We start from the raw sequence: 25,049 nt of genomic DNA, 5'->3' as shown, positions 1-25,049 counted from the left end.
CCGATGTACACAGATGACGAAATGCTTATGTTATCGGGGATTCAACACTATCGGTTCTGTCCCCGACAGTGGGCATTGATACATATCGAGCAACAGTGGGAAGACAACCGTCTCACAACAGAAGGACATATCCTGCACAGACATGTTGATGACCCTTTCTACCGACAGAAATGCGGAGACTATATATGTCTCCGCTCTGTCAGCGTAGGATCTCATAAGTTAGGACTTTATGGCGTGACTGATGTTGTGGAACTTCATCCTGCGGATGATGAGCATAACAGCATCTTACATCCTAATTATCCTGGCAGATGGACTCCCTACCCTGTGGAATACAAGCATGGGAAACCAAAGAAAAACCAAATAGATGAGGTACAGCTCACTGCCCAAGCAATATGTTTGGAAGAAGCCTACAATATCCGGATTAGGGAAGGTGCACTATTTTATGCCGAAACCAAAAGACGCGAGAAAGTTATTTTCACACAGCAACTTCGTGACATAGTAAAGCAATGCGCTGACGAAATGCACGCCATCTATGAAACTACAAACTTACCACAGGCAGATTATCGTCCATGTTGCAACAACTGTTCACTGTTAAATATATGTATGCCCATGAAAAAGAAAGTAAAAAATGCTTCCTTCTATATAAAAAGAAATTTGTATGAGGAAACTACTTAACACGTTATACATCACTACTCCGGAGTCTTATCTTTACAAAGATGGACAGAACGTTGTTGTGTCTGTCAAACAGAAAGAAATCTTCCGTATCCCAATTATCAATATTGAAGGGATTGTTACCTTTGGTTATATGGGGGCAAGTCCGGGACTGATGAAATTATGCTACGACAACGGTGTTTCTCTTACCTTCCTCTCGCCATCTGGAAGATTTATCAGTAGAGTTCAAGGACCAATAAAAGGGAATGTGCTTCTACGGAGAGAACAGTTACACTGGGCCGATAATCCAGAGAAATCAATCCATCTCGCCAAAACCATGATATCAGCAAAAATTCTCAATTATCGGAACATTCTGCACAGATTCCTTCGCGACAATGGCGAAAACCAAGCGGTGGCTGAGGCTGCCTCGTTCCTTGAAATGAGCAAACGTGAAGCTCTTCAAACTAATAATCTTGATTCCTTAAGAGGGATAGAAGGTATCGCTGCAAATAAGTATTTCTCCGTTTTCTCTGAACTCATTATTCAGAACAAGAGCCAGTTTCCCTTTGTGGAACGCAATGGAAAAGCCACTCTACTTTGACCCTTTTGGCCAAACAGGATTGCCCACCTTGGCCATAATATGATTGCCCCTTTTGGCCAAAATAACATTAACCACTTAGTACAAGTGTCGTTAGAGTTTTTTTTGTGTAGATTTGAGAACCCGAGTCCTGGTGTAAGGGGTAATAATAAAATCTATGCAAATGAATAAAAGAATCAAGAACATTTTAAGATGTTATGCGGCAGGGATGGGTATCAAGGAAACGGCATCCACGTTCCATACTTCCCGTAACACTGTCCGCAAGTATGTCCGTCTGTTCCTTTCAAGTGGGAAAAGCATCGATCATCTTCTCTCCCTTTCCGAGGAGCAGTTGCATGAGATGTTTGGCGGTACGGAATCCCGACGTCGGGAGCCTTCTTCCAAAAGGATTGAATTAGAGGCTTTGCTTCCCGGATATGTATCCCGCCTGACACGCAAAGGGATGAGTGTCAGAAAACTGTTTAAGGAGTATCATGCTGAATATCCTGACGGTCTTCAGCTGTCTTCCTTCAAGCGGGCAGTCCGCCAGTACAAGTTCCACATCAAGGTCGTCGGCCATGTCGAGCACTATGCCGCCGACCAGATGTATGTTGATTTTGCCGGTGACAGGCTTGAAGTTGTCGATGAGATGACAGGCGAGACGAAGAAGGCCGAGGTCTTTGTCGCTGTCCTGCCGTTCAGTCATTATACCTACTGTGAGGCCGTATGGTCACAACGCAAGGAAGACCTGATAAGGGGATGTGAGAACGCCATGCAATATTTTGAGGGTGTCCCGGCGGCCATCGTTCCCGACAATCTGAAAGCAGCTGTCACACGGAGCGACCGTAACGAGCCGGTCATCAATGATGATTTCGCCGCCTTTGCCGAGCATTACGGTTGTGCGGTCTATCCTGCCCGTGTACGCCACCCCAAGGACAAGGCCCTGGTTGAGAATACCGTGAAACTTCTCTACCGTTCCGTTTACCTTGACATAGAGGGGATGACATTCTCCAGCCTGGACGGTCTCAATACCGCCATCCGTATTTCCCTGCTTGATTTCAACGAAAAGGTGATGGCCGGTCGGGAGGCGTCACGTAAGGAGATGTTCCTGCGTGGAGAGAAAGACTATCTCCGTCCGCTTCCTAAGAAACGCTACGTGATGAAAGAGAGAAAACTCATGACCGTGGGCAAGAACTCCTACGTCTCGTTGTTCAGGCACCATTACAGTGTCCCGAAGGAATATGCAGGAAGGCGTGTGACGATTCTCTATGATGCCGATACGGTGGAAATATACTGTAGCATGAACCTTGTCGCCATCCACGACCGCTGTGACATACCCTACACCTATTCATGGAAAAAGGAGCACAACCTGCCGGGGCACTATGGTCCTTATGACAAGGATCTTGAGGAACTCTTCCGACGTGCCTCGGAAATAGACAATATCGTATTGAATTATCTCCGGGAAGTGGAGCGTGTCATGCAATATCCTCCAAAAGCGTTCAGATCCTGTCGGGGCATACTGACGCTGGAGAAAAAATACGGCCGTGACCGTTTGGTCGCTGCCTGCGCCTGCGCAGAACAGAAGCTACAATACGGGTATCAGGCCTTACGCGAGGTGCTTGAACTGGGAGAAGACGCGGATTTCCTTCCTGATGAGGACGGGAGGATACAGCCTGACATGACATCCCCGACACCACTGACCCACAAGAATATACGTGGACGTGACTATTACAGAAAAGACAAACAGGAACAATAAAGCTAAAATTATGGAAATAAATAATAAGACAGCTCCCGTAACGGGACAACAAGACCAGAACACCATATCACTGGATTTGATGAGCCGCATGAAATTACACGGTATGGCGGAGGCTTTCAGGGAAAGCCTTGCCGGCACCACTCCACAGTCCATGACCGCGGACACCTTCCTTTCCATGCTCCTTGCACGCGAATGGGATTACCGTGCCCAGGCTGCCATAGTGCGGCTTACTAAGAATGCGGCGTTCCGATACAAGGCTTATCTCGAACAGATTGACTATGCCACAAACCGGGGCCTTGAGCGCAATCAGATGGAACGCCTCGCCACCCTTGACTTTGTACATAAGGGGCAGAACCTCTTCATTACCGGCTCTTCAGGTACAGGGAAAAGCTATCTGGCATGTGCCCTTGGCCACGAGGCATGCAAAAGGGGATTCCGTACTTTCTATGCCAATGCACCCAAACTGCTTGGTGCACTGAAGGTTGCCAAAGTCAAAGGTACACTTGAAACTGAGCTCAAGAAGATTGAGCGTTGCCAGTTACTCATCCTTGACGACCTGTTTCTTGTACCTCTTGATGCCAAGGAACGTCCCATCCTGCTCGAAATTATTGAGGACAGGCATGAAAGGAAATCCACTATCATAACCTCGCAGTACCCATCGTCCAACTGGTATGACATGGTTGGTGATCCGACAATAGCCGACGCCATCCTTGACCGAATCATTCATACGGCCCATACCATTGAGTTGTACGGTGAAAGTATGCGCAAGTTAAGGTCTAAGAAAAACTAGAGAATCAAAAGGATAAAATAAAATTGACCCCTATCACCAGGACTTTAAAGGGGCAATCATATTATGGCCAAGGTGGGCAATCCTGTTTGGCCAAAAGGGTCAAAGTAGAGTGGCTTTTCCACATGGGTTTCCGGATATCAAAAGGGAATATTTACGCCTATTCGCCTTGTACCCGAGAATGCACTTCTGATGCACATGGGAGAACATCTCGCCGATGGATTCCATATGCACTCCTGTTTTTGGAAGCTCCGTATCATCGGCTATCAGCACAGTCGGCAGCTTGCTTTTCTTGCGGTCATTGCGAACGACAACCTTCGTCACAAGCCAATTGGTTATGCGGTATATCACATTCCGCCAATTGATGTTGTCCTGCGATGGATAGGAATAAGAGCACATCTTTCTTTTCACCGAACATGCGGCTTAGCGCGGAGCCGTCAGAATGGGAGAAAACTGTAATGGCGAACAAGTCGGCAGACATAAAAACGAACATACACAATAATAAGAGTGCGCATGCGGCGGTTTTATACGGCAACGGATATGAAGCAGACATAGGTCATCTATTGTTTTACGGATGCAATATTACACACAAATATAAAAAAAGAGGCTGAGAAACCGTCCGAATAGGTTTGATTTCTATTACTTTTGTGGCTTGAAACCATCAACCGAGAGAGAGCATGCTCAGTAAGTTCAAATTAAACCAGCTTTATTTCAAGGACACGCAGTTCGCCAACCTCATGACGAGGCGCATCTTCAATGTCCTGCTGATAGCCAACCCCTACGACGCCTTCATGCTGGAAGACGACGGGCGAATAGACGAGAAGATATTCAACGAATATACCTCGCTCTCACTGCGCTACCCGCCCCGATTCACGCAAGTATCGACCTGCGACGAGGCGCTGGCACAACTCGCTTCCATCTCTTTCGACCTTATCATCTGCATGCCGGGCACGGGAGACAACGAAGGATTCGACGCGGCACGCAGCATCAAGAGCCGATACGAGCATATCCCCATGGTGATATTGACGCCTTTCAGCCACGGCATCACCAAGCGCATAGCCAACGAAGACCTGACTCCATTCGAATATGTGTTCTGCTGGCTGGGCAATACGGATTTGCTGGTGTCCATCATCAAGCTGATAGAAGACAAGATGAATCTGGAGCACGACGTCAACGAGGTGGGCGTGCAACTCATCCTGCTGGTGGAAGACGGCATCCGGTTCTACTCCTCCATCCTCCCCAACCTGTACAAGTTCATCCTGAAGCAAAGCCAAGAGTTCTCCACCGAGGCGCTGAACGCCCACCAACGCACCCTGCGCATGAGGGGGCGACCTAAAATCGTTCTTGCGCGCACCTACGAAGAGGCCATCGGACTTTACGAAAAATACAAGAACAACATATTAGGTGTCATCACCGACGTGCGCTTCCCCCGCACCGAGCGAGGCGAGAAAGACGGACTGGCGGGCATCAAGCTCTGTGCCGCCATACGGAAGGAAGATGCGTTCGTCCCCCTCGTCATACAGTCTTCCGAGTCGGACAACGCCGCCTATGCCGCCAAGTACGACGCCGCCTTCATCGACAAGAACTCGAAGAAGGTGGATGTGGACTTGCGCCGCATCGTATCGGACAACTTCGGCTTCGGCGACTTCATCTTCCGCAATCCGGAGACGATGGAAGAGATTGCCCGCGTGAAGAACCTCAAGGAATTGCAGAACATTCTGTTCGCCGTGCCGGCAGAGTCGTTCCTTTACCACATCAGCCGCAACCACGTCAGCCGGTGGCTCTATTCGCGCGCCATGTTTCCGGTGGCGGAGTTCCTGAAACCCATCACCTGGAACAGCTTGCAGGATGTGGACGCGCACCGCAAAATCATCTTCGAGGCCATCGTGAAGTATCGCAAGATGAAGAACCAGGGAGTGGTGGCGGTGTTCAAGCGCGACCGCTTCGACCGTTACTCCAACTTTGCCCGCATAGGCGACGGCTCGTTGGGAGGCAAAGGGCGCGGACTGGCATTCATCGACAACATGGTGAAGCATCATCCCGAGTTCGAGGAGTTGGAGAATGCCAATGTGGCCATCCCCAAGACCGTTGTACTCTGCACGGATGTGTTCGACGAGTTCATGGACAGCAACAACTTATATCAGATTGCTCTTTCGGATGCGGACGACGACACCATCCTGCGCTGCTTCCTGAAAGCCAAACTTCCCGACCGTCTGGTGGCAGACTTCTTCACATTCTTCGATGTGGTGAAGTCGCCCATAGCCATCCGCTCCTCCTCGCTGCTGGAAGACTCGCACTACCAGCCCTTTGCCGGCATCTACAGCACCTACATGATTCCCTATCTGGACGATAAGTACGAGATGCTGCGCATGCTGGGCGATGCCATCAAAGGGGTCTACGCCTCGGTCTACTTCCGCGACTCCAAAGCCTACATGCAGGCCACGAGCAACGTCATCGACCAAGAGAAAATGGCGGTCATCCTGCAAGAGGTGGCCGGCAACTATTACGGCGACCGCTACTATCCGTCGATGTCCGGCGTGGCACGCTCGCTCAATTACTACCCCCTCGGCGACGAGAAGGCGGAAGAAGGAACCGTCAATCTGGCGCTGGGATTGGGCAAGTACATCGTGGACGGGGGCATGACGCTGCGCTTCTCTCCCTACCACCCCACCAAGGTGTTGCAGACCAGCGAAATGGAGATTGCGCTGAAAGAGACGCAGACGCAGTTCTACGCCCTCGACCTGCGCAACGCGGGGCAGGATTTCTCGATAGACGACGGCTTCAATCTGCTGAAGCTCCACGTCAAGGAGGCCGAAAAGGACGGAGCGCTGAACTACATCGCCTCGACTTACGACCCATACGACCAAGTGATTCGCGACGGCCTCTACCCCGGCGGACGTAAAGTCATCACCTTTGCCAATATCCTACAGCACGATGTATTCCCCTTGGCACGCATCCTGCAACTGGTCTTGAAATACGGGCAACAGGAGATGCGCCGCCCCGTGGAAATAGAGTTTGCCGCCACCCTGAACCACGAGAAAGACAAATCCGGCACCTTCTACCTGTTGCAAATCCGCCCCATTGTAGACAGCAAGGAGATGCTGGACGAAGACCTCTCGCTCATCTCCGCCGACCGCATATTGCTCCGCTCCAACAACTCGCTGGGGCATGGCGTCATGAACGAGATGCACGATGTGGTCTACGTCAAGACGAACGATTACAGCGCCTCGCACAATCAAGAAATAGCATGGGAGATAGAAAAGCTGAACCAACAGTTCCTCAACGATGGCAAGAATTATATCCTTGTGGGGCCCGGCCGCTGGGGAAGCAGCGACACCTGGCTGGGCATCCCCGTGAAGTGGCCCCACATCAGCGCAGCCCGCATCATCGTGGAGGCGGGACTGACCAACTACCGCATAGACCCCAGTCAAGGGACGCACTTCTTCCAGAACCTGACCTCGTTCGGCGTGGGCTACTTCACCATCAACGCTTTCATGAACGACGGCGTGTACAATCAGGACTTCCTCAACGCACAGCCCGCCGCCTACGAGTCCAAGTATCTGCGCCATGTACGCTTTGAGCAACCCCTCATCGTCAAGATGGACGGAAAGAAGAAACAAGGCGTGGTGCTGATGCCGGAGTAAACGCTTTTTTCCCATATACAGAAAAGAACATGATGGAAACCATAAAGACCAACTCAATCCATGCCTGGATACTCGCCGCCCGCCCCAAGACGCTGACGGGAGCCGTTATCCCCGTACTGATAGCCACTTCGCTGGCTCTTGCCCACAAGGCGTTCAAGCCCCTGCCCGCCCTGCTGTGCCTGCTCTTTGCCTGCGGCATGCAGGTGGCCGCCAACTTCATCAACGACCTCTACGACCATCTGAAAGGTACCGACCGCAAAGACCGCCTCGGCCCGGAACGTGCCTGCGCACAAGGCTGGATTACGCCCACGGCCATGAAGAAAGGCATCGGGCTCGCCATCCTCCTCGCGTGCCTGGCCGGAGGCGGATTGCTCTACGCATGCGGGGACAGGCTGCCTTACGGCGGATGGGAGCTGACGGCAGCGGGAGCGCTCTGTGTCCTGTCCGCCTTTCTCTACACCACGATACTTTCCTATCACGGATGGGGAGACTTGGCGGTGCTGGTTTTCTTCGGTTTCATCCCCGTGGCAGGAACTTACTACGTACAAACCGGCGAGATAACGACGGATGTCGTCGTAGCCTCGCTCGTCTGCGGATTGGTGACAGACACGTTGCTGGTAGTGAACAATTATCGCGACCGCAAGCAAGACGCCCTTAGCGGCAAGCGCACACTGATAGTACGCCTGGGCGAGCCTTTCGGGCGCTATGCCTACCTGGGGCTGGGCATCGTCGCCACCCTGCTCTCCTTCCGGTTCGGCATAGACAACGACCTCATCAGCAGCCCCGCCCTGCCCGTCAACCCGGCCGCACTGCTCATGCCGCCACTCTACCTCTTTTTTCATGTACGCACCTGGCAACGGATGTGCCGGATACGAAGCGGCAAAGAACTGAACAGCATACTTGCCGAAACCTCGCGCAACATGCTGCTTATGGGATTGCTGCTCAGTGCAGCCATTCTGATGTAAATCCGAGCGAAACAGAGCTTGCGGCGAGGGCAGAAGCGTCACCGAAGCGAGACAGGTGACGACACCGCAGTGAGGTGGGCAACGTCACCACAGTGAAGCGGGCAACGTCACCGCAGTGAGACAGGCAGCGTCACCGCAGTGAGACAAGTAACGTCACCGCAGTGAGACAGGCAGCATCACCGCAGTGAGACAAGCAGCACCCCTATAGAGAGAGAAGCGGCACCTTGATAAAGAGGCCGCCTGTACCTCTATAGAGAGGCGAACAACGTCTCTATAGAGAGAGAAGCGGCACCTTGATAAAGAGGCCGCCTGTACCTCTATAGAGAGGCGAACAACGTCTCTATAGAGAGGCAAGCGACACCTCTATAGAGAGGGAGGCGACACCTCTATAGAGAGGGAGGCAGTGTCTCTATAGAGAGGCAGGCAACGTCTCTATAGAGAGGCAGGCAACGTCTCTATAGAGAGAGTGCCGACGCCTCCATAGAGACATCGGCACCCTCTCTTTTTTCTGTCCGGTTAAGAAAGCAGGTTATCTCTTTCCGTACATCCGTTCGTAATACTTCTGATAGTCGCCGCTGGTCACTTCGCCCACCCAGTCCTGATGGTTGAGGTACCATTCGATAGTCTTCACGATGCCCTGCTCAAACTTCGTCTCGGGACGCCAGCCGAGGGCCTCGGTAATCTTCGTTGGGTCGATGGCATAGCGTTGGTCGTGCCCCAGACGGTCTTTGACGAAGGTAATCAGGTCTTCGTTTATCCAGCTGATATCAATCTGACCGGCAGCATCCTTCTCTTTTTTCTTCAACACTTCGCGATACTTGGGCTCTTCCTCCAGCAGGCGGTGAATGGTAGAGATGGTCAGTTTCACGATCTCCAAGTTGGTCTTTTCGTTATGGCCGCCCACATTGTAGACTTCGCCCTCCGCGCCTTTGCGCACCACAAGGTCGATGGCCTTGCAATGGTCTTCCACATACAGCCAGTCGCGCACGTTGCTGCCGTCGCCATAGACGGGAAGCTTCTTCCCTTCCAAGATATTCTTGATGATCAACGGAATCAGCTTCTCGGGGAAGTGATAGGGCCCGTAGTTGTTTGAACAGCGGGTAATGGTCACGGGCATCTTGTAGGTGTCGTGATAGGCCATCACCACCATATCGGCGCTCGTCTTGGATGCGCTGTACGGACTGTGGGGGCATAGCGGGGTCTGCTCCGTGAAGTAGCCTTCGGCGCCCAACGAGCCGTAGACTTCGTCCGTCGAGACCTGATGATAGCGCACACCCGGGCGCCAAGCGGGATAGCCGGCCTGGTCCTTGCCCGTCACCCAAGCGCGGCGGGCGGCGTCCAGCAGGTTCTGCGTGCCCAGAATGTTCACCGTCAGGAAGAGTTGCGGATTCTCGATACTGCGGTCCACATGGCTTTCGGCTGCAAAGTTCACCACATAGTCGAATTTATATCGGGCAAACAGGTCATCCACCAACGCGCGGTCGCAAATATCTCCCTTCACGAAGAAGCAGCGCACGTCGTCGATGTCGTCGGCAATGGTTCCCAGGTTTCCGGCATAGGTCAGGGCATCCAATACCACTACTTTGATGTCATCATGTTTGGCCAGTATGTATTTGATATAATTGGCTCCGATAAAACCGGCCGCACCGGTCACAAGATAAGTCTTCATGCGATTATGAGTTTTTTTTTGTTGAATGATGAATGTTGAATGATGAGCTTTAGAGTATCCTCCCGTTTCTTATCTCCTCGAGTCGGCAAGCTCCATCAGATAGTTGCCGTACTCCGTTTTTCCCAGCTGCTCGCCGAGGCGATACAGTTGGCCGACGTCTATCCAGCCCTTGCGCCATGCTATTTCCTCGATGCAGCTGACACGGAAGCCTTGACGGTTCTGTATGGTAGCCACAAAGTTGCTTGCCTCGAGCAAGCTGTCGCAGTTGCCCGTATCGAGCCATGCGAAACCGCGGCCGAAGAGTTCCACTTTCAGCGTGCCTTCGTCTAAATAAAGACGGTTAAGGTCGGTTATCTCATACTCGCCCCGGGCGGAAGGTTTCAAAGAAGCCGCTTTGGCCGTCACGGTGGAATCATAGAAATAAAGGCCGGGGACGGCATAGTTGCTTCTGGGGTGTGCCGGTTTTTCCTCTAAAGAGAGGGCCTTCCCCTCATCATCGAACTCTACGACCCCATAAGCCCGGGGGTCTTTCACATAATAGCCGAAGATGCAGGCCCCCTTGTCGATGGAGGCGGCGCGCTTCAGCATGGCCGAGAAGCCTTGCCCATAGAACATGTTGTCGCCCAGAATGAGGCAACCCGGCCCGCCGTTCAGGAACTCTGCGCCCAGCACAAAGGCCTGCGCCAGTCCGTTGGGGTTTTCCTGTACTTTATAGGAGAAAGACATTCCCAGCCCTTCGCCGGTTCCAAGCAAATCGCGAAACATGGGTAAGTCACGAGGAGTAGAGATAATCAGCACTTCGCGTATGCCTGCCAGCATCAGCGTAGAGAGCGGATAGTATATCATGGGTTTGTCATAGACGGGCATTATCTGCTTTGAGATAGCCTTGGACAAGGGATAGAGACGAGTGGCGCTGCCACCTGCAAGAATGATTCCTTTCATATTTCAGTTCTATTTTCGGTGATACATCAAACGGAGAATAAAATAAGAAGGAGGACGAAGCCCCACGGCTCTACTTGCTATTCAGGCTGCAAATATAATGTAAACCGGATGTAAAAAAAAATATGCAAGCTGTTTTTTTCAGCAGAAGCCACGAGATGAATGAGGCCGGCAACGGTTCAGCCGGCCAGTTCAATGACTTCAAGGTCTTTGAATGTCCCCTTGTCCACCACGAAGCGCACCATGGTGCGAACCTTATGGAAGCCGGAGATGCCGGCGGCTCCGGGATTGATGTGCAGCATGTCCAACGTTTTGTCATACTTCACCTTCAGGATATGAGAGTGTCCGCTGATGAAAAGCCGGGGCGGATGCACCAGCAGACTGCCTTTGACGGAAGGGTCATAATTGCCGGGATATCCGCCGATGTGCTTCATCAGCACTTCCGCCCCGTCTATCGTGAAGCGTAGCGTCTGCGGATAAAGCCGGCGCAACTCCTGCCCGTCGATGTTGCCATACACGGCGCGGAACGGGCGGAAAGCCGCCAGCTTCCGTGCCACTTCCGTCGAACCGATGTCTCCGGCATGCCATATCTCGTCGCATGGCTCGAAATAGTGCAGATACTTCTCGTCCCAATAGGCATGCGTATCCGACAATAGACCAATTTTTGTCATCTTTCTTTTGTTTATTAAACAAAGGTAATTATATTTGGACGAAATAAGAGCAAGAGACCGATTTATTTCAGCGCCTGTCTGCATCCTTGCCCGCTTAAACCGAAATCTTATGAAGAACAGATACTTCAAGCGTGACATCAGTTGGCTGTCTTTCAACTATCGCGTGTTGCTGGAGGCCGAAGACGACACATTGCCCTTGTACGAGCGCATCAATTTTATTTCCATATACTCCTCCAACCTGGAAGAATTCTACAAAATACGGGTGGCCGACCACAAGGCCATTGCCTGCGGAGTGACGCAGAATGACGAAGAGTCGGTGCAATCGGCCATCGAATTAGTGGCAGAAATCAATGACGAAGTGAACCGCCAACTGGAAGACCGCATCCGCATCTACGAACAGCAGATTCTGCCGGCCCTGAAGAAGCAGCACATCATCTTCTATCAGAGCCGGAATGTGGAGCCTTTTCATCAGGCGTTCATACGCAACTTCTTCCACGAAGAGATATTCCCCTATTTGTCGCCCGTTCCGGTAAGCAAGGATAAGATTGTCTCTTTCCTGCGCGACAACCGCCTTTATCTGGCTGTGCGCCTCTACGCCAAAAGTCTGCCGGCAGGCTCGCCCGACCATACCCAATACTTCGTCATGAAACTGCCGTACAGCAAAGTGCCGCGCTTCATCCAACTGCCCAAAGTGGGAGAAAACCACTACCTGATGTTCATTGAAGACATCATCAAGGCCAATATCGGAGCCATCTTCCCCGGCTACGTGGTAGAGAGCAGCTATTGCATCAAGATTTCGCGAGACGCGGACATATTGATAGACGATACGGTGAACACCACTTCCGAAATCATAGAGCAGGTGAAGACGAAGGTGAAGAAACGCAAAATAGGCGCCATCTGCCGCTTTGTGTACGACCGCGCCATGCCGACGGACTTCCTTAACTTCCTGGTGGATGCCTACCGCATAGACCGCCGCGAACTGGTGCCCGGCGACAAGCACCTCAACCTGGAAGACCTGCGCCATCTGCCCAACCCCCACCGGCCGGCACCTCCCATCAACAAGCCACAGCCCATGAAGCTGGCCTGTTTGGACGAGCACGAGTCCATCTTCCGCTATGTGGAGAAGAAAGACTTGCTGCTACATTATCCCTACCACTCTTTCGATCATTTCATACATTTCCTATACGAGGCCGTACACGACCCGAACGTGCGCGCCATCATGGTAACCCAATATCGCGTGGCAGAAAACTCCACCGTCATCAATACCTTGATAGCCGCCGCCCGCAACGGCAAGGAAGTCACGGTGTTCGTAGAACTGAAAGCGCGCTTCGACGAAGAGAACAACCTCGCCACAGCCGAAATGATGAAAAGTGCCGGCATCAACATCATATACAGCATTCCAAAACTGAAGGTACACGCCAAAGTGGCATTGGTGCTGCGGCACGACCGGCAAGAGGACAAGCTGCCCGGCTATGCCTACATCAGCACGGGCAACTTCAACGAAAAGACGGCCACGGTTTATGCCGACAGTGGACTGTTCACTTGCAATCCGGTGATTGTGAACGACCTCCACAATCTGTTCCGCACCCTGCAAGGCAAAGAGAACCCCGTATTCCACCAACTGCTCGTGGCACGTTTCAACCTGATGCCCGAGCTGAACCGCCTCATCGACCGCGAAATAGAGTTGGCAAAGGACGGGAAACGGGGCAGAATCATCCTCAAGATGAATGCGCTGCAAGACCCCGCCATGATAGACCGGCTGTACGAAGCCTCCGAAGCCGGCGTGGAGATAGACCTCATCGTGCGCGGCATCTGCTGCCTCATCCCCGGACAGATGTACAGCCGCAACATCCGCGTCACACGCATCGTCGACACTTTTCTGGAGCATGCCCGCGTGTGGTACTTCGGCAACGGAGGCGAAGCCAAGCTCTTCCTTGGCTCGCCCGACTGGATGCGCCGCAATCTCTATCGCCGCATCGAGGCCGTAGCCCCCATACTGGATCCGGATTTGAAAAACGAACTGACGGACATGCTTTCCATACAGCTATCTGACAGGCGGAAAGCCTGCTTTGTGGATGACCATTTGCGTAACTGCCCGAAATCGGCTCACCCGCAAGACGAAAGGGTACGCTCGCAATACACCTTTTACGAATACTTGAAAGAGCACAATCACTAAAGGCGATTATATATAGAGAGAGAGTGACGAAAAAGAAGAAGCTCGCTCACCTTTCCTGGTTCACTTTCAAGCCCATCTTTTCCGCCCGTTGCAGCATGAATGCACGGGCGGCTCCGTATTCATTGGGGATGACGCCGTCCAGAATGGCATCTTTGATGGCACTCTTCAACGCCCCCACCTGGCGGCAAGGAGAAAGCCCGAAGGTCTTCATGATTTCTTCCCCGCTCACCGGAGGCTGGAAGTTACGGATGCGGTCGCGTTCTTCCAAGTCCTTCAGCTTCCGGCGCACCAACCGGAAATTATCCAGAAAACGCTTCTTGCGCTCCATGTTCTTGGACGTGATGTCGGCCTCGCACAAAGTCATCAGGCTGTCTATATCATCTCCGGCCTCAAACAGAAGGCGCCGCACGGCCGAGTCGGTCACCACATCATCTGCAATCACAATGGGACGCATGTGCAGGCTCACCATCTTCTGCACGAACTTCATCTTCTCGTTCATGGGCAACTTCATCTTGCGGAAGATTTCGGGCACCATCTTCTCGCCAATGAAGTTATGATTGTGGAAAGTCCATCCCACACGAGGTTCCCAACGCTTGGTCACGGGTTTGGCGATGTCGTGCAGAATCGCAGCCCAACGCAACCAGAGGTCATCGGTCTGCTTGCTGATATTATCAAGCACCTCGAGGGTATGATAGAAATTATCCTTATGCGCCCGTCCGTTGCGGGTTTCCACACCTTGCAGCGCCACCAGTTCGGGGAAGATTAGCTCCAGCAACCCGCATCGTTCCAAGTCGATAAATCCCTTGGAAGGTATGGGGGCAAGGATGATTTTGTTCAGTTCATCGGCAATGCGCTCTTTGGAGATGATGGAGATACGTTCGCGGTTGCGGCACAACGAATCGAACGTCTCGTCGTCTATGTAAAAGTTCAGTTGGGTGGCGAAACGGATGCAGCGCATCATGCGCAAAGGGTCGTCACAGAAAGTGATGTCGGGGTCGAGCGGCGTACGGATGGTTCTCTCTTTCATGTCTTCCATCCCGCCGAAAGGGTCCACCAGTTCGCCATAGCGTGCACGGTTCAGGCAGACGGCCAGGGCATTGATGGTAAAGTCGCGGCGGTTCTGGTCATCTTCCAGAGTGCCGTCTTCCACCATCGGCTTGCGTGAGTCGTGTGTATACGACTCTTTCCGCGCCCCCACGAACTCCACCTCCACGCCACGATGTTTCACCTGCGCCGTACCGAAGTTCTTGAAGACAGAGACATGCGCGCCTCGCCCCAAGCGTTTCCCCAACGCTTCGGCCATCGCTATGCCACTGCCCACCACCACTACATCGATATCCTTGGAGGGACGTTGCAAGAATATGTCGCGCACATATCCGCCCACCACATAACACTCCAATCCCAGCCCGTCAGCCGTCTCGGATATTTGCTTGAATATATCGTCACTGAAACGCGCCTTCAGTTCTTCTGCCGTCAACTCTATCATTTGTCAATAAATCAGTTTGAAGGCACAAAGATAGGGATATTATTTCTAAATTTTGCACTATCTTTGTTCCCCGCTAACTTCAAGAAAATGATTATGAGAAAAAGTATGCTTCTGGTGTGCCTGTGCTGCACACTCTTCTCCTGCAACGACGCGGACAAAAAAGCCGATGAAAAGCTGCAAGCTGCGCGGAAAGCTTTCGAGCTTGGCAACTACAATGAAGCGAAAATTATGGTTGATAGTATCAAGACGCTCTATCCCAAAGCTTTTGATGTCCGTCGTGCCGGCATCGGGCTGATGCAGGAAATCGAGCTGAAAGAACAGGAAAAGAGCCAGCTCTACCTCGACAGCATGCTTCAGGCCAAACAACAGGCATTCAACGCCATCAAAAGCAAATACGCTTTTGAAAAAGATGCCGAATATCAAAATACAGGCAACTACCTGCATCCGTCGCAAGTCATCGAGAAAAACCTGCACCGCTCGTTCCTCCGTTTTCAGACAGACGAAAACGGCATGATGAGCATGACCTCCATCTATTGCGGCCCTCGCAACATCCATCACATAGCCGTCAAAGTGATTGCCCCCGATGGAAGCTTTGCCGAAACGCCCACCGCCAAAGACAGTTACGAGACAACCGATCTTGACGAGAAAATAGAGAAAGCAGACTATAAAATGGGAGAAGACGGAAACGTCATGGGATTTCTTTATTTGAACAAAGACAAAAACATAAAAGTTGAATATCAAGGAGAGCATCCCTATTCCACCGCCATGTCGGCAACAGATCGCCAAGCCCTTGCCGACATCTACGACCTGGCACAGCTACTCTCGTCCATATCTGAAATAAAGAAGAATATGGAGGAGGCAGACCTGAAGATAAAATTCGTGAAACGGAAGATGGAAGAAAGAAGAATAACAAAATAGAATACGCGGATTGACAAAGTGTCATTGTCGCAATTGGCACTCCTTTCATTCTTCGCACTGCCCATATCGGCACTATATATAAGGTAAAAAAACAGCAGAGTGATAAAACTGCAATTGGCTACAGTTTTACCACTCTGCTATTTTTCTATTTGCCGAAACTTTCTTACCAGACTAACCTTGGCAGGTATTTGCTCAAGCACATTCGCAAGGCATTCAAAGTAATCGGTTTCACCAATACCTCCGAAGCTCCACACTCCAGAGCCTTTTCGCGGTCGGCAGTAAAAGCATAAGCGGTTTGCATAATCACAGGCAACTCCTTATCCTCCTCACGTATCTTCATCGTGGCCTCCAAGCCATTCATAACAGGCATTTTTATATCCATCAAAACTGCCTCAGCCCTGCCACGATTTTCTTTGAATAAACTCACAACATCCTCACCATTTCTTGCCCATAGAATCTCGCATTTTTTACCGATGATAGCTTTTATCAGTTTGAAATTACTTTCATCATCTTCTGCCACCAGAATAAGTGGTCGGTACCCTTCCGACATGTTTTCAGTTTCCATGACCTTTGTGTTTCATTTTACAGGGGCAAAGATAAGAAAAAATAATGCAAGATGCTAGTTTTTAGAGGAGATAAGCCTCTTCTCGATACATTTTCTGCCAAAAGACACAAAAGTTTTGCATACAATCGACTTTTCCTTATTTATTCTCTCTTCAGTTTATACTATCTTTGCATCTCATTTTAGAAGAAAAAGCAATGATTTCCATAGACGGACTGGCCGTAGAGTTTGGCGGCACCACCTTATTCAGTGACATATCTTTCGTAATCAATGAGAAAGACCGCATCGCCCTGATGGGAAAGAACGGAGCGGGGAAAAGTACCTTGTTGAAAATTCTGGCAGGCGTAAGACAGCCTACCCGAGGCAAGATATCGGCTCCTAAAGATTGTGTCATAGCCTATCTCCCACAGCATCTTATGACGGAAGACGGACGTACCGTTTTTCAAGAAGCGGCACAGGCTTTTGCCCATCTGCACGAAATGGAGGCTGAAATAGAACGGCTCAACAAAGAGCTTGAGACGCGTACCGACTACGAAAACGACAGTTACATGGAACTTATCGAACATGTATCTACCCTGAGCGAGAAGTTCTACGCCATAGACACTACAAACTATGAAGAAGATGTAGAGAAAGCGTTGCTCGGGCTGGGATTCGTGCGCAAAGACTTCGAACGCCCTACCGGCGACTTCAGTGGCGGATGGCGCATGCGCATCGAACTAGCCAAACTGCTACTGCAAAAGCCTGATGTACTCTTGCTGGACGAGCCGACCAACCACTTAGACATAGAATCCATACAATGGTTGGAAGATTTCCTTATCAACAACGGGAAAGCGGTCATCGTCATCAGTCACGACCGCAAATTCGTGGATAACATTACCACCCGTACCATCGAAGTGACCATGGGGAGAATTTATGACTACAAAGTAAACTACTCCAAATACCTGGAACTGCGCAAAGAACGCCGCGAACAACAACAAAAGGCATACGATGAACAGCAGAAGTTCATTGCCGATACCAAAGAGTTTATCGAACGCTTCAAAGGTACATATTCCAAAACCCTGCAAGTGCAAAGCCGGGTGAAAATGCTGGAAAAGCTGGAACTGCTGGAAGTAGACGAAGAAGACACCTCTGCACTGCGGCTCAAATTCCCTCCTTCGCCTCGTTCGGGCAATTATCCCGTCATCATGGAAGGCGTTGGCAAAAGCTACGGTGAGCATGTGGTGTTCAAGAATGCCACTTTCACCATAGAACGGGGCGACAAAGTGGCCTTTGTGGGAAAGAACGGCGAAGGAAAATCTACTTTAGTGAAGTGCATCATGAACGAAATAGAACATGAAGGCACGCTCACCATAGGGCACAACATACAGATAGGCTATTTTGCACAAAACCAGGCATCTCTGCTGGATGAGAACCTGACTGTGTTCCAGACCATCGACGATGTCGCCAAAGGAGAAATCCGCAACAAGATACGCGACTTGCTGGGTGCCTTCATGTTCGGAGGTCCCGAAGAATCCATGAAGAAGGTAAAGGTTCTTTCCGGCGGAGAACGCACACGCCTTGCCATGATTAAGTTGCTGCTCGAACCGGTCAATCTGTTGATTTTGGACGAGCCTACCAACCATCTGGATATAAAAACCAAGGATATTCTGAAACAAGCCCTTCGTGATTTTGACGGCACCCTCATCCTTGTAAGCCATGACCGCGACTTTTTGGATGGATTAGTGAGCAAGGTCTACGAATTCGGAAACAAACAGGTAAAAGAACATTTAAGTGGCATCTACGAATTCCTCGAGAAGAAAAAAATGAATTCGTTGCGCGAATTAGAGAGGAAATAAGCCCCCTCTTTTTAGCTTTCTACGCTTGTTTATTAAATCATGAACCTTTATCTTTGTCCCCTACAAAGATAAAGGAATGAAAAAAAGACAGCATATATCCATACTCTTTCTCTTCATCAGCCTGATTATGCTGATGGTACCTGTCATTCCTCACCATCATCATGCAGACGGACTGATATGTATGAAAAACGATATCACTGCCGACTGCTGCGAACATCACCATACCTCCGATGCCGGACATTGCTGTTGCGACACAGGATGTCTCACGACTCATTTCGTGCAACAAACGCCTGGAGCCGATGGTGTTTCTTTGCATTCCGAAATCTTATGGGCGGTCACTTTATTCATAGAACCGCTTTCCAAATTGTTAATCCTGCCCGAACTTGATGTCCGAAGGCATGACTGCGTCTATCTGGAATCTCTTCACGGCACGTTTATCACACGTGCCGCGGGACTTCGCGCCCCTCCCTCTGTTCTTGCTTAAACGGCATCAACCATCGTCGAAAGCCGTTCTATCTCCTGTTTGGAAGCATGCAATCGGATTGCACGCTCCATTCCTCCTTTTTGTACCTCAAATAACGAACAAGAACAAACAGCATGAAAAAAATCTTTTTTATGGGAGCCGTAGGATTATTCCTGTTAGGCTCCTGCAACAGCAAGTCCGAAAACAACCACGAAGGACACAATCATGAGACTCACCATCACGAACAGCATAACCATGCACACAAAGATTGCAACCACGAGCATGAGGAGCAAAAAAGCAATGATGGCGGAAGCGACGAAATCATTCTCCCCCCGGCCAAAGCACAAGCTGCCGGCATCGTCGTAAACACCGTGGAACCGGGAGTTTTCCACCAAGTTATCAGAGCCGGAGGGCAAGTATTGGCTGCCCAAGGAGAAGAAAGCATGGTGGCAGCCCCCGTGGCAGGCATCGTGTCATTCAAAGGCAAAGTGGTTGAAGGCATGGGCGTAGGCAAAGGTAGCGCACTGGCCATATTGTCATCAAAGGGCATGACCGATGGCGACCCGGTGCAAAAAGCCCGCGTGGTCTATGAAGTCTCCAAGAAAGAATACGAGCGTATGAAAGCGCTTGTAGGCAACAAAATCGTATCGGAAAAAGAATTTGCCCAAGCCGAGCAGGCCTATGAGCACGCCCGCATCAGTTACGAGTCGGTAGCCAAGAATCACTCTGCCGGCGGACAGACGGTAGTTGCCCCCATCAGTGGATATGTGAAAGACTTACTCGTGAAAGAAGGTGACTACGTAGCCATAGGTCAACCTATAGCGAGCATCACTCAGAACAAAAGATTGTTCCTGCGTGCCGATGTGTCTGAAAAATATTACTCTTACCTGCGCACCATCGGTTCGGCCAATTTCCGTACTCCTTATAATGATAAGGTGTACGCACTGAAAGATTTGAACGGCCGCATGCTCTCTTACGGAAAAGCCTCGGGCGAAAACGGATACTACGTCCCCATAACTTTTGAGTTCGACAACAAAGGCGACATCATCCCCGGGTCATACGTAGAAGTATTCCTGCTTTCTTCACCTATAGAGGACGTCATCGCCTTACCTCACAGTGCACTGACAGAGGAGCAAGGCAGTTTCTTCGTCTACCTGCAATTGGACGAAGAGGGGTATCGGAAACAGTTGGTGACTCTTGGCGCAGACAATGGAGAATACGTACAGATACTCTCCGGAGTGAAAACCGGAGACCATGTAGTGACGCAAGGAGCCTATCAGGTGAAATTAGCTTCGGCAGCCAATGCCATCCCGGCCCATAGCCACGAGCATTAATCCCCCTGAGTGAACAAAAGCAAATTGATAAATATATAAACATAGCAAACGTGTTAAACAAGATAATCAGTTATTCGCTCAGCAACCGCATGCTGGTGTTGGCGGCATCCATGCTGTTGCTGATTGGCGGTACATATACTGCCATGCATACGGAAGTGGACGTGTTTCCCGACCTTAACGCACCTACGGTGGTCATCATGACCGAAGCCAACGGCATGGCAGCGGAAGAGGTGGAACAGCTTGTCACCTTCCCCGTTGAAACGGCTGTGAACGGTGCAACCGGTGTACGCCGTGTACGCTCTTCTTCCACAAACGGGTTTTCCGTTGTGTGGGTGGAATTTGACTGGGATACGGATATTTACTTAGCCCGTCAGATTGTCAGCGAGAAGCTCCCCATAGTCAGCGAATCATTGCCGCCCAATGTGGGCAAACCGACATTAGGACCGCAATCGTCCATCTTAGGCGAGATGCTGATTGTGGGCCTGACCGCAGACTCTACTTCCATGCCGGACTTGCGTACCATCGCCGACCGCATCATACGTCCGCGCCTGCTCTCTACCGGAGGGGTGGCTCAGGTCGCCGTATTGGGTGGAGACATTAAGGAATATCAGATTCAATTAGATCCGGAACGGATGCGCCATTACGGCATCAGTCTGAGTGAAGTGATGAATGCGACACGCCAAATGAATCTGAACGCCAACGGCGGAGTACTCTATGAGTATGGCAACGAATACATCGTGCGTGGTTTATTGTCCACCGACTGCACGGAACGCATGGGCAAGGCCGTTGTACGCAGCGAGGACGCTTCTCGCGCCCCCATCTTGCTGGAAGACATTGCCGACATCTGCACAGGAGCCAAACTGCCGAGACTGGGCACTGCCTCCGAACGCGGAAAGCCTGCCGTGCTGATGACCGTCACCAAGCAACCCGCAACAAGTACCATAGAGCTGACCGACAAGCTGGAGGTTTCACTGAAAGAGTTGCAAAAGAACCTGCCTGCCGATGTGAAAGTATCTACCGACATTTTCCGACAAAGCCGCTTCATCGAGAGTTCCATCGGAAACGTACAGAAGTCCTTGCTGGAAGGCGGCATCTTTGTTGTCATCGTCCTTTTCCTGTTCCTTGCCAATGCGCGTACGACAATCATCTCACTGGTGTCCTTGCCACTGTCGTTGATAACCTCCGTTCTTGTCCTGCACCACATGGGATTTACCATCAACACCATGAGCCTCGGCGGCATGGCCATCGCCATCGGCTCGTTGGTGGACGATGCCATTGTGGATGTGGAAAATGTATACAAGCGGCTGCGCGAAAACCGCCTGAAACCGGTTGCGGAACAACTGCCTATCACAGAAGTGGTGTTCAACGCCTCGAAAGAAGTACGCATGCCCATCCTCAACTCCACATTGATAATCATCGTCAGCTTCGTGCCCCTGTTCTTCCTGAGCGGTATGGAAGGCAGAATGCTCGTTCCTTTAGGCATTGCGTTCATCGTGGCATTGGCTGCTTCCACCGTTGTGGCACTGACCGTCACACCGGTACTTTGCTCCTATCTGCTGGGAAAAGAAGGTATCGGGAAAGAAGAAAGTGCAAATGGCGACTCTGCTGTGGCACGCAAAATGAAAGAATGGTATGAGCAAGCACTGACTTGGGTCTTGGCACACAAAAAAGGTGTACTGGGAGGCAGTGTCGTGCTGTTCATTACGGCACTTGCTTGTTTTTTCACCTTGGGACGCTCTTTCCTTCCCCCCTTCAACGAAGGTTCGTTCACCATCAATCTGTCATCGCTTCCGGGCATCTCGCTGGACGAGAGCGACAAGATGGGACGTCGTGCCGAAGAACTGCTACTTTCCATTCCTGAAATACAGACCGTGGCCCGTAAAACGGGACGTGCCGAATTGGACGAGCATGCCTTGGGCGTAAACGTTTCGGAGATTGAAGCGCCTTTTGAGTTGAAAGACCGTCCGCGCAGCGAACTCGTGGCCGAAGTGCGCGAGAAGTTAGGCGGCATCGTGGGAGCCAACGTCGAAATAGGGCAGCCCATCAGTCACCGCATCGATGCCATGCTGTCCGGCACAAAGGCCAATATCGCCATCAAACTCTTTGGCGACGACTTGAACCGCATGTTTGCCTTAGGCAATGAAATCAAGAATACCATTCAAGACATTCCCGGCATTGCCGACTTAACTGTAGAACAACAGATTGAACGGCCGCAACTAATCCTTTCGCCCAAGCGGGAGATGCTTGCCAAATACGGTATTACGCTGCCGGAATTTGCTGAAGTGGTCAATGTTTGCTTAGCAGGCGAAACCGTTTCTCAGGTTTATGAGAAGACACAGAGTTTCGACATTACCGTCCGCATCAAAGAGGATCGGCGAGACGGAATGGAACGGATAAGCAACCTGATGATTGATACGGGCGACGGGCGAAAAATCCCACTAAACCATGTGGCGGAAATCCGCTCTGCCATGGGGCCGAACACCATCAGCCGAGAGAATGTGAAACGTAAAATCGTCATCTCCGCCAATGTAGCGGACCGCGACCTGCGAAGTGTGGTGAATGACATACAGCAGCGAGTGGACAATCAGATAAACCTGCCGGAAGGTTACCACCTTGAGTATGGAGGCCAGTTTGAAAGCGAACAAGCTGCAAGCCGCACACTGGCACTGACCTCGTTCATATCCATCGTGGTCATCTTCCTGTTGCTCTATCACGAGTTCCGCAGTGTGAAAGAGAGTGCCATCATCCTCATCAACCTGCCGCTGGCCTTGATTGGCGGTGTATTTGCCCTGCTTGTCACAACGGGCGAGGTCAGCATCCCCGCTGTCATCGGCTTCATTTCCTTGTTCGGCATCGCCACCCGGAACGGGATGTTGCTCATCAGTCACTACAAGCATCTTCAGGAAGAAGGTCACAGTCTGCACGACAGCATTGTGCACGGTTCGCTGGATCGTCTGAACCCGATTCTGATGACAGCCTTGTCGTCCGCTTTGGCACTCATTCCGCTGGCGCTCGGCGGAGACCTCCCGGGCAACGAGATACAAAGCCCGATGGCCAAAGTGATTCTGGGTGGATTGCTGACCTCTACGTTCTTGAATGGATTTATCGTACCGATAGTTTACGGTCTCTCCTCCCATACCCCCTCCCCTTGTAGAGAGGGAAGAAAATTGAGGAATCCGATGAAAAAGAGATATCCGACTAAGTAAATATAAATTAAAACGAACTCTGCTCCTCCCTCCCTACGGGGGAGGGGCCGGGGAAGAGCCTCCCTTATTATGAAACAGATTTTCCTACTCAGCGCAGTTATCCTCTCATCTGCCGAGGTATGCGCACAAACATCCGGCATAGATGATGTTCTTCGACAGATAGAAGCCAATAACAAAGAGTTACAGGCCAATGCACACCTCATCGTTTCGCAAAAGTTAGAGAACAAGACCGACAACAATCTGTCCGACCCTACACTGTCTTATGCCCACCTTTGGGATTCGAAAAACAGCAATGAGACTGTCAGTGAACTGGTCGTCTCTCAAAGTTTCGATTTCCCCACCCTCTATGCAACAAGAGGAAAAATGAACCGCCTCAAGACGAATGCGCTCGATGCACAAGCCGCCGCTTTCCGCCAACAGGTATTGCTCCAAGCAAAAGAGGTATGTCTGGACATCATCATGCTGCAACGCCTGCAACTTCTGCTCGACGAGCGGTTGAAGAATGCGGAAGAGTTGTCCGCCTTGTATGCCCAACGGCTTACAACAGGCGATGCTAACATCATAGAAACCAATAAAATTAATCTGGAATTACTGAATGTGCGCACGGAAGTTCGTTTGAACAAGACCGCCTTAGAGAATAAGATAAAAGAGCTGGTCGCACTCAACGGAAATCGGTCGTTCATACCCGGACGTACCATGCCCGAAAGTTATTCCACTACCCAAGCTGTCCATCTGGCGGGATATCCGGCAGTTCCACTGCCGGCTGATTTCCGCCCCGTAGTTGCCGAATTGTTGGCCTCCGACCCCATGCTACAAGCCTTGCAAGGCGAAAGCTCCGCTGCCCGGCAGCGTGTTTCGGCAAGCAGGCAAGGATGGTTGCCGAAACTGGAATTGGGTTATCGCCGAAACACAGAGTCGGGACGCCCGCTGAATGGCGTGGTGGTAGGCTTCTCTTTCCCGATATTCGAGAACCGCAGCAAAGTAAAAATGGCCAAGGCACAAGTCCTCAACATAGACGCCCAAAAGGAGAATGCGGTTTTTCAAGCCGGCTCCACACTGTGGCAACTTTACGAAGAAGCCCGCAACCTGCAAGCCTCGATAGAGGAATACGAACGTACCTTCGGACAACAGCAAGACCTTACCCTACTGAAGCGGGCACTTGTGGGAGGGCAAATCAGCATGATTGAATACTTCGTGGAGATATCCGTTATCTACCAAAGCAAAACGAATCTGCTGCAATTAGAGAATCGCTATCAGAAAGCGATGGCACAAATCTACAAGAGCAGGCTGTAAGTCAGCGACAACGGCTAACGGGAGTCAGCGACAAAGACTCCCGTTAGTCCGCTATATGCATAAAAGGAAGAAAGAAAAAAACAAAACTCCCTTTATATTTCTTATACCAGGCTCAAG

At 51.0% G+C, this 25,049-nt stretch carries 18 protein-coding genes and 1 pseudogene; 13 read left to right on the top strand and 6 right to left on the bottom strand.

Going from position 1 to position 25,049, the window contains the following annotated elements; genetic code table 11:
• The first annotated feature begins 3 nt into the window (after positions 1 to 3).
• From cas4 to istB, 4 genes and pseudogenes are all read left to right on the top strand, one after another.
• Positions 4 to 675 carry a CRISPR-associated protein Cas4 gene (gene cas4, locus C4H11_RS01350; RefSeq protein ID WP_106040166.1) on the top strand — a complete coding sequence of 224 codons (672 nt, stop codon included), beginning with the start codon at positions 4 to 6 and terminating at the stop codon, positions 673 to 675.
• A pseudogene (gene cas1 / locus C4H11_RS01345) lies at positions 659 to 1,231 on the top strand (CRISPR-associated endonuclease Cas1); the annotation flags it as partial. The gene cas4 and the pseudogene cas1, both read left to right, overlap by 17 nt.
• A gap of 181 nt (positions 1,232 to 1,412) precedes the next feature.
• Positions 1,413 to 2,984, top strand: a complete 1,572-nt coding sequence (istA, locus tag C4H11_RS01340; protein WP_106042995.1) for an IS21 family transposase — start codon at positions 1,413 to 1,415, stop codon at positions 2,982 to 2,984.
• Positions 2,985 to 2,994: 10 nt separating this feature from the next.
• Positions 2,995 to 3,774, top strand: coding sequence for an IS21-like element helper ATPase IstB (gene istB, locus C4H11_RS01335; RefSeq protein ID WP_106040164.1), 780 nt, complete (start codon positions 2,995 to 2,997; stop codon positions 3,772 to 3,774).
• Positions 3,775 to 3,873: 99 nt separating this feature from the next.
• Here istB and C4H11_RS14275 read toward each other — a convergent pair whose 3' ends face one another.
• On the bottom strand, positions 3,874 to 4,182 hold the full coding sequence (locus tag C4H11_RS14275; protein WP_129588268.1) for a hypothetical protein: 309 nt from the start codon (positions 4,180 to 4,182) through the stop codon (positions 3,874 to 3,876).
• A 266-nt stretch (positions 4,183 to 4,448) separates the two neighbouring features.
• Here C4H11_RS14275 and C4H11_RS01320 point away from each other — a divergent pair, with 266 nt between their 5' ends.
• Both C4H11_RS01320 and menA read left to right on the top strand, forming a co-directional pair.
• Positions 4,449 to 7,415, top strand: a complete 2,967-nt coding sequence (locus tag C4H11_RS01320; protein WP_106040161.1) for a PEP/pyruvate-binding domain-containing protein — start codon at positions 4,449 to 4,451, stop codon at positions 7,413 to 7,415.
• A gap of 32 nt (positions 7,416 to 7,447) precedes the next feature.
• Positions 7,448 to 8,380 (top strand): 1,4-dihydroxy-2-naphthoate octaprenyltransferase, encoded by a 933-nt coding sequence (menA, locus tag C4H11_RS01315; protein ID WP_106042992.1) that lies wholly within the window; start codon positions 7,448 to 7,450, stop codon positions 8,378 to 8,380.
• 529 nt (positions 8,381 to 8,909) lie between these two features.
• Here the strand turns inward: menA and rfbB are convergent.
• The 3 genes from rfbB to C4H11_RS01300 form a co-directional block, all read right to left on the bottom strand.
• On the bottom strand, positions 8,910 to 10,049 hold the full coding sequence (gene rfbB, locus C4H11_RS01310) for a dTDP-glucose 4,6-dehydratase (protein ID WP_106040160.1): 1,140 nt from the start codon (positions 10,047 to 10,049) through the stop codon (positions 8,910 to 8,912).
• Between the two features lie 69 nt (positions 10,050 to 10,118).
• Positions 10,119 to 10,991, bottom strand: a complete 873-nt coding sequence (gene rfbA / locus C4H11_RS01305) for a glucose-1-phosphate thymidylyltransferase RfbA (RefSeq protein ID WP_106040159.1) — start codon at positions 10,989 to 10,991, stop codon at positions 10,119 to 10,121.
• Positions 10,992 to 11,167: 176 nt separating this feature from the next.
• Positions 11,168 to 11,659 carry a metallophosphoesterase family protein gene (locus C4H11_RS01300; protein ID WP_106040158.1) on the bottom strand — a complete coding sequence of 164 codons (492 nt, stop codon included), beginning with the start codon at positions 11,657 to 11,659 and terminating at the stop codon, positions 11,168 to 11,170.
• 109 nt (positions 11,660 to 11,768) lie between these two features.
• Here C4H11_RS01300 and C4H11_RS01295 point away from each other — a divergent pair, with 109 nt between their 5' ends.
• Positions 11,769 to 13,835, top strand: coding sequence for an RNA degradosome polyphosphate kinase (locus tag C4H11_RS01295; RefSeq protein WP_106040157.1), 2,067 nt, complete (start codon positions 11,769 to 11,771; stop codon positions 13,833 to 13,835).
• A 46-nt stretch (positions 13,836 to 13,881) separates the two neighbouring features.
• Here C4H11_RS01295 and C4H11_RS01290 read toward each other — a convergent pair whose 3' ends face one another.
• Positions 13,882 to 15,321 (bottom strand): CCA tRNA nucleotidyltransferase, encoded by a 1,440-nt coding sequence (locus C4H11_RS01290; protein WP_106040156.1) that lies wholly within the window; start codon positions 15,319 to 15,321, stop codon positions 13,882 to 13,884.
• Positions 15,322 to 15,414: 93 nt separating this feature from the next.
• Between C4H11_RS01290 and C4H11_RS01285 the strand changes: the two genes are divergently transcribed.
• Complete coding sequence (locus C4H11_RS01285; protein WP_106042990.1) at positions 15,415 to 16,239, top strand: peptidase associated/transthyretin-like domain-containing protein; 825 nt, start codon at positions 15,415 to 15,417, stop codon at positions 16,237 to 16,239.
• Positions 16,240 to 16,402: 163 nt separating this feature from the next.
• On the opposite strand, the gene C4H11_RS01280 is transcribed toward C4H11_RS01285, so the two are convergent.
• Complete coding sequence (locus tag C4H11_RS01280) at positions 16,403 to 16,804, bottom strand: response regulator (RefSeq protein ID WP_106040155.1); 402 nt, start codon at positions 16,802 to 16,804, stop codon at positions 16,403 to 16,405.
• A 194-nt stretch (positions 16,805 to 16,998) separates the two neighbouring features.
• Between C4H11_RS01280 and C4H11_RS01275 the strand changes: the two genes are divergently transcribed.
• From C4H11_RS01275 to C4H11_RS01255, 5 genes are all read left to right on the top strand, one after another.
• A complete protein-coding gene (locus C4H11_RS01275) occupies positions 16,999 to 18,636 on the top strand; it encodes an ABC-F family ATP-binding cassette domain-containing protein (protein ID WP_106040154.1) in 1,638 nt (545 codons plus the stop codon).
• A gap of 76 nt (positions 18,637 to 18,712) precedes the next feature.
• Positions 18,713 to 19,120, top strand: coding sequence for a DUF6769 family protein (locus C4H11_RS01270; protein WP_106040153.1), 408 nt, complete (start codon positions 18,713 to 18,715; stop codon positions 19,118 to 19,120).
• A 113-nt stretch (positions 19,121 to 19,233) separates the two neighbouring features.
• Positions 19,234 to 20,433 carry an efflux RND transporter periplasmic adaptor subunit gene (locus C4H11_RS01265; RefSeq protein WP_106040152.1) on the top strand — a complete coding sequence of 400 codons (1,200 nt, stop codon included), beginning with the start codon at positions 19,234 to 19,236 and terminating at the stop codon, positions 20,431 to 20,433.
• A 50-nt stretch (positions 20,434 to 20,483) separates the two neighbouring features.
• On the top strand, positions 20,484 to 23,639 hold the full coding sequence (locus tag C4H11_RS01260) for an efflux RND transporter permease subunit (protein ID WP_106040151.1): 3,156 nt from the start codon (positions 20,484 to 20,486) through the stop codon (positions 23,637 to 23,639).
• Positions 23,640 to 23,708: 69 nt separating this feature from the next.
• Complete coding sequence (locus C4H11_RS01255; protein WP_106040150.1) at positions 23,709 to 24,932, top strand: TolC family protein; 1,224 nt, start codon at positions 23,709 to 23,711, stop codon at positions 24,930 to 24,932.
• The last annotated feature ends 117 nt before the right edge of the window (positions 24,933 to 25,049 follow it).

The sequence above is a fragment of the Bacteroides zoogleoformans genome, from assembly GCF_002998435.1.
GTDB lineage: Bacteria > Bacteroidota > Bacteroidia > Bacteroidales > Bacteroidaceae > Bacteroides > Bacteroides zoogleoformans.
The sequence above is the reverse complement of the archived record's forward strand: the minus strand, read 5'-3'. Positions and strand labels throughout refer to the sequence as shown.